3 rRNA genes are annotated in these 5526 nt (G+C 61.0%); all 3 read right to left on the reverse strand.

What is annotated here, in order from left to right:
- Window positions 1-9: 9 nt before the first annotated feature.
- Window positions 10-126, reverse strand: a 5S ribosomal RNA gene (gene rrf, locus ACI8AC_RS25090).
- Window positions 127-279: 153 nt separating this feature from the next.
- Window positions 280-3406 (reverse strand): 23S ribosomal RNA (locus ACI8AC_RS25095).
- A 467-nt stretch (window positions 3407-3873) separates the two neighbouring features.
- Window positions 3874-5399, reverse strand: a 16S ribosomal RNA gene (locus ACI8AC_RS25100).
- Together the 16S, 23S and 5S rRNA genes form the textbook arrangement of a ribosomal RNA operon.
- Window positions 5400-5526: the final 127 nt, after the last annotated feature.

Raw genomic sequence — 5526 nt, forward strand, 5'->3', positions numbered from 1 at the left:
GGAATGGTTGTCCGGCGGTGTCCTACTCTCCCACCCCGTCTCCGGGGCAGTACCATCGGCGCTGAGAGGCTTAGCTTCCGGGTTCGGAATGGGACCGGGCGTTTCCCTCTCGCCATGACCGCCGTAACACGGTGAACGCGCACCCGCCGCCGGCCCCGCCCGCCCGGTACGAGGGCGGGTGGGGGGTGGTGCGTTGCGTTCAGAACCGCACAGTGGACGCGCTTGCCGTGTTCGGCTTCTTCTGACCGGGCCTGCTGTTGTGGGTGGTGTGCAGGTCGTGTGGTCAAGCCCTCGGCCTGTTAGTACCGGTCAGCTCGCACACCTCGCGGTGCTTCCACTTCCGGCCTATCAACCCGCTGGTCTGGGCGGGGGCCTTACCCCATGAACTGGGTGAGAGACCTCATCTTGAAGCGAGCTTCCCGCTTAGATGCTTTCAGCGGTTATCCCTGCCGAACGTGGCCAACCAGCCGTGCACCTGGCGGTACAACTGGCACACCAGAGGTTCGTCCGTCCCGGTCCTCTCGTACTAGGGACAGCTCTTCTCAAGTCTCTTACGCGCACGGCGGATAGGGACCGAACTGTCTCACGACGTTCTAAACCCAGCTCGCGTACCGCTTTAATGGGCGAACAGCCCAACCCTTGGGACCTACTCCAGCCCCAGGATGCGACGAGCCGACATCGAGGTGCCAAACCATCCCGTCGATATGGACTCTTGGGGAAGATCAGCCTGTTATCCCCGGGGTACCTTTTATCCGTTGAGCGACACCGCTTCCACATGCCGGTGCCGGGTCACTAGTCCCAGCTTTCGCTCCTGCTCGACCCGTCGGTCTCACAGTCAAGCTCCCTTGTGCACTTGCACTCGCCACCTGATTGCCAACCAGGCTGAGGGAACCTTTGGGCGCCTCCGTTACATTTTGGGAGGCAACCGCCCCAGTTAAACTACCCACCTGACACTGTTCCTGATCCGGATCACGGACCGAGGTTAGACATCCAATTCGACCAGAGTGGTATTTCAACGGCGACTCCACCGACACTGGCGTGCCGGCTTCCCAGTCTCCCACCTATCCTACACAAGCCGAACCGAACACCAATATCAAGCTGTAGTGAAGGTCCCGGGGTCTTTCCGTCCTGCCGCGCGTAACGAGCATCTTTACTCGTAGTGCAATTTCGCCGAGCCTGTGGTTGAGACAGCTGAGAAGTCGTTACGCCATTCGTGCAGGTCGGAACTTACCCGACAAGGAATTTCGCTACCTTAGGATGGTTATAGTTACCACCGCCGTTTACTGGCGCTTGAGTTCTGAGCTTCGCCCCGAAGAGCTAACCCGTCCCCTTAACGTTCCAGCACCGGGCAGGCGTCAGTCCGTATACATCGTCTTACGACTTCGCACGGACCTGTGTTTTTAGTAAACAGTCGCTTCTCACTGGTCTCTGCGACCGGCTCCCGCTTCCACCGCGAGGGCGTGCACGGGCTCCGGTCCCCCTTCTCCCGAAGTTACGGGGGCATTTTGCCGAGTTCCTTAACCACAGTTCGCTCGATCGCCTCGGTATTCTCTACCTGACCACCTGAGTTGGTTTGGGGTACGGGCCGCTGGGAACTCGCTAGAGGCTTTTCTCGGCAGCATAGGATCATCGAATTCGCCTCACTCGGCTATGCGTCAGGCCTCACCCTGTCTGCGGCGCGGATTTGCCTACGCCGCGGGCCACACCCTTGCACCGGTCCTACCACTCACCGGCCCGACTACCTTCCTGCGTCACCCCATCGCTTGCCTACTACCAGTCCGGGTCCCACGCTCCCCCACCCCTCCTCCAAAGAGGAGCGGCGGGTTCGGGTGGTTAGCATCGCCGGGTTCGGCATGGGCGCTCCTTCGCGGGTACGGGAATATCAACCCGTTGTCCATCGACTACGCCTGTCGGCCTCGCCTTAGGTCCCGACTCACCCTGGGCGGATTAGCCTGGCCCAGGAACCCTTGGTCTTCCGGCGGGGGAGGTTCTCACTCCCCTCTCGCTACTCATGCCTGCATTCTCACTCGCGTGGCGTCCACGGCTGGATCACTCCGCCGCTTCCACCGCCACACGACGCTCCCCTACCCACCCACGCACCTGGCCGGCCCCCCGAGAGGAACCGACGGGCCACGCGTGAGTGCCACGGCTTCGGCGGTGTGCTTGAGCCCCGCTACATTGTCGGCGCGGAACCACTTGACCAGTGAGCTATTACGCACTCTTTCAAGGATGGCTGCTTCTAAGCCAACCTCCTGGTTGTCTCTGCGATCCCACATCCTTTTCCACTTAGCACACGCTTAGGGGCCTTAGCCGATGATCTGGGCTGTTTCCCTCTCGACTACGAACCTTATCGCCCGCAGTCTCACTGCCGCGCTCTCACTTACCGGCATTCGGAGTTTGGTTGACGTCAGTAACCTTGTGGGGCCCATCGGCCATCCAGTGCTCTACCTCCGGCAAGAAACACGCGACGCTGCACCTAAATGCATTTCGGGGAGAACCAGCTATCACCGAGTTTGATTGGCCTTTCACCCCTACCCACAGCTCATCCCCCAGGTTTTCAACCCTGGTGGGTTCGGTCCTCCACGCGGTCTTACCCGCGCTTCAACCTGGCCATGGGTAGATCACTCGGCTTCGGGTCTAGAGCACGCGACTAGCAATCGCCCTGTTCGGACTCGCTTTCGCTACGGCTACCCCCCACGGGTTAACCTCGCCACGTACCACTAACTCGCAGGCTCATTCTTCAAAAGGCACGCAATCACCACCCACCCGAGGGTGCGACGGCTCTCACGGCTTGTAGGCACACGGTTTCAGGTACTATTTCACTCCCCTCCCGGGGTACTTTTCACCTTTCCCTCACGGTACTCGTCCGCTATCGGTCACCAGGGAGTATTCAGGCTTAGCGGGTGGTCCCGCCGGATTCACACCGAATTCCACGGGCTCGGTGCTACTTGGGAAAACGCTCGGGAGACGACAGGTTTTCGTGTACGGGGCTCTCACCCTCTTCGGCGACCCCTTCCAGAGGCCTTCCACTAACCACATCGCTTTATGACTCCCCGACCCCCCGGCAGAGGGGCCAGAACGCTCCCACGACCCCGCTTCCACAACCCCTGCCGGGTCTCACATGGAAACGGTTTAGCCTCATCCGCTTTCGCTCGCCACTACTCACGGAATCACGGTTGTTTTCTTCTCCTGTGGGTACTGAGATGTTTCACTTCCCCACGTTCCCTCCACACGCCCTATGTGTTCAGGCGCGGGTCACACCACATGACTGGTGCGGGGTTCCCCCATTCGGACATCCTCGGATCAACGCTCGGTTGGCAGCTCCCCGAGGCTTATCGCAGCCTCCTACGTCCTTCATCGGCTCCTGGTGCCCAGGCATCCACCGTGTGCCCTTAACAACTTGGCCACACGTCCTACACACAACTCAAACAATCAGAGTCAGAAGATGCTCGCGTCCACTGTGCAGTTCTCAACGAACGACCAGCCACCGATCCACCACACCCCGCCAGACCCCACACCGCGCAGGCACCCCTGCACCCCGGTGTGGGCGGTACGAGACCGGACCGGCCCCGGCACCCGAGACAACGACCCCCGGCCCCACCCACGCGGATGGACACCCGGGCCCGCTCCCTCAGGACCCAACAGCGCGCCTACGACCGACCCCACCCCCGCGCACCCGCCCTCCCCACCCCCGTCCACGGACGCAGGTCGTACTAGCGGGCCGCGAACCGCGGCCGGCCGAACTGGTCAGCGTTCCACCCTCGAGCACCGTCTCGAACACCCGCGACCACCCGCAGATGGGCGGCCATCACGATCCGAGCACGGCTCTGCACCCGACACCCCTCACGGGCCGCCGAGCGAGACGCTCCTTAGAAAGGAGGTGATCCAGCCGCACCTTCCGGTACGGCTACCTTGTTACGACTTCGTCCCAATCGCCGATCCCGCCTTCGACGGCTCCCTCCCGCGAACGGGTTGGGCCACCGGCTTCGGGCGTTACCGACTTTCGTGACGTGACGGGCGGTGTGTACAAGGCCCGGGAACGTATTCACCGCAGCGTTGCTGATCTGCGATTACTAGCGACTCCAACTTCATGGGGTCGAGTTGCAGACCCCAATCCGAACTGAGACCGGCTTTTTGGGATTCGCTCCACCTCACGGTATCGCAGCCCTTTGTACCGGCCATTGTAGCATGTTTGCAGCCCTAGACATAAGGGGCATGATGATTTGACGTCATCCCCACCTTCCTCCGAGTTGACCCCGGCAGTCTCCCATGAGTCCCCACCATCACGTGCTGGCAACATGGAACGAGGGTTGCGCTCGTTGCGGGACTTAACCCAACATCTCACGACACGAGCTGACGACAACCATGCACCACCTGTGCACGGCCCTTACGGACCCGATATCTCTACCGGATTTCCGTGCATGTCAAGCCTAGGTAAGGTTCTTCGCGTTGCATCGAATTAAGCAACATGCTCCGCCGCTTGTGCGGGCCCCCGTCAATTCCTTTGAGTTTTAGCCTTGCGGCCGTACTCCCCAGGCGGGGCGCTTAATGCGTTAGCTGCGGCACGGAGACCGTGGAATGGCCCCCACACCTAGCGCCCAACGTTTACGGCGTGGACTACCAGGGTATCTAATCCTGTTCGCTCCCCACGCTTTCGCTCCTCAGCGTCAGTTGTTGCCCAGAGACCCGCCTTCGCCACCGGTGTTCCTCCTGATATCTGCGCATTTCACCGCTACACCAGGAATTCCAGTCTCCCCTGCAACACTCAAGTCTGCCCGTATCGACTGCAGGCCCGGAGTTGAGCTCCGGGTTTTCACAGCCGACGCGACAAACCGCCTACGAGCTCTTTACGCCCAATAATTCCGGACAACGCTTGCACCCTACGTATTACCGCGGCTGCTGGCACGTAGTTGGCCGGTGCTTCTTCTGCAGGTACCGTCACCCGCAAGGGCTTCGTCCCTGCTGAAAGAGGTTTACAACCCGAAGGCCGTCATCCCCCACGCGGCGTCGCTGCGTCAGGCTTCCGCCCATTGCGCAATATTCCCCACTGCTGCCTCCCGTAGGAGTCTGGGCCGTGTCTCAGTCCCAGTGTGGCCGGTCACCCTCTCAGGCCGGCTACCCGTCGTCGCCTTGGTAGGCCACTACCCCACCAACAAGCTGATAGGCCGCGGGCCCATCCCCAGCCGATAAATCTTTCCACCACCGGCCATGCGACCAGCAGAGGACATCCGGTATTAGCCCCAATTTCTTGGGGTTATCCCAGAGCCGGGGGCAGGTTGCCCACGTGTTACTCACCCGTTCGCCACTGATCCCCCACCGAAGCGGGTTCACCGTTCGACTTGCATGTGTTAAGCACGCCGCCAGCGTTCGTCCTGAGCCAGGATCAAACTCTCCGTAGATGCTTGAAACCCGGCCGAGAACCGCGACCTGACAGATCGCGATCAATCTCAACCAAAGGAACCCACAAAGGGGTTGTTACTTGGCACTGACTTTCGGCACGCTGTTGAGTTCTCAAGGAGCGGACGC

Source organism: Geodermatophilus sp. SYSU D00758 (genome assembly GCF_054049955.1).